This window comes from Endozoicomonas sp. ONNA2, from assembly GCF_024606365.1.
In the GTDB taxonomy this organism is placed as follows: Bacteria; Pseudomonadota; Gammaproteobacteria; order Pseudomonadales; family Endozoicomonadaceae; genus Endozoicomonas.
Window position 1 is genome coordinate 1 of the sequence record NZ_JAHHPO010001138.1, and the last position, 1,499, is coordinate 1,499.

Annotated in this window: 1 protein-coding gene; it reads left to right on the forward strand. The window is 48.0% G+C overall.

From position 1 onward, the window contains the following. Positions 1-1,499: ATP-binding protein (locus KDK14_RS20170; protein WP_257267025.1), on the forward strand; the 1,499-nt coding region annotated here is incomplete at both ends.

Below are 1,499 nucleotides of genomic sequence, written 5' to 3' on the forward strand. Positions count from 1 at the left end.
AAATCTCTGCATACCAGCAATATGATCGCCAGGTTCAAAAATATGATAACGATGAGATTGGACAACTGTATGACTGCTTCAATGACATGCTCATGCAGATAAAAGAGAGAGATGACCGACTGCAGCAACATCGTGAAAACCTCGAAGCAACCGTTGCCAATAGAACCAATGAACTGAAAATGGCCAATCGGGAATTAAAAGAAAATCTGACCGAGCTTCATGAAGCCAAAGAAGCCGCTTTGGATGCAGCCAAGGCCAAAAGTTCTTTCCTGGCCAATATGAGCCATGAAATCCGTACACCGATGAATGGTGTTCTTGGCATGCTGGACCTGGTGAAAGACACATCGCTGACAAAAACACAAACTGATTTTCTCAATACCGCTTATTCCTCTGCTGACTCCCTGCTTTCCATCATTAACGACATCCTCGACTTTTCAAAAATTGAAGCGGGCAAAATGACCGTGGAAACCGTGGACATTTCAGTCCGGGATGTTGTCGAGGATGTCTGTACATTACTGGCAGGCACTGCCCGGGAGAAGGGTCTGGAGCTTAGCTGCTATACCGATGTGGATCTGCCGGGAACACTGAAAGGTGACTCGGTAAGGCTGCGGCAGGTTTTAACCAACCTGATTGGTAATGCCGTAAAATTCACCGTCAAAGGTCAGGTCAGCGTAAAAGTCAACCTGATCAAACGATCACAGACGTCTGCCCAAATTGAGTTTTCTGTAGAGGATACCGGCATTGGTATTGCTGAGGATATCCTGCCGACCCTGTTCAATGAGTTTACCCAGGCCGATGGCAGTACCACCCGGAAGTTTGGTGGCACCGGTCTGGGCCTGACGATCTCCCGGCAGTTAGTTGAATTAATGGGGGGCAACATCCGTGTTATCAGTGCTGAAGGTCTCGGCTCGACATTCACCTTCACTCTGGAGATGGCAATATCCCAAAACCAGTACAAACAAAAGTCTCAGGTACTTCATGCACTGGATGGTATAAAGGCGCTGGTCGTTGATGATAACAACACCAACCGGGAGATTCTTCGCCACTATCTAACGGCCTGGGGCCTGGATCACCACGAGGCATCAACCGTAAAAGATGCCCTGCAGATATTGAGAAAAGCCCATAACAATAACCAGCCCTATGAGCTTGTCTTTCTGGATATGCATATGCCCGAAATGAATGGGCTGGAACTGTCTAAAGTGATCGAAGACGATCCCGACCTGCAGCCCATTCGCAGAATCATGCTCAGCTCCACCGGTTTTATCTCTCAGGAACAACAACAAGCTGCAGGGCTGTCCGCATGCCTGAGCAAACCATTCCGTCAGTCCGGATTACTGGATACCACAATGCAGGTTATGCATTACCATCACGCCAGCCAACAGCCGGATAATCTGACCGACCAGCATAAAGAAACGACAGTATTCTCCGAGAGCATCCAGATACTTTTGGCAGAAGACAATGTGGTCAACCAGAAAGTCGCTATCAGCATGCTGAAAAAA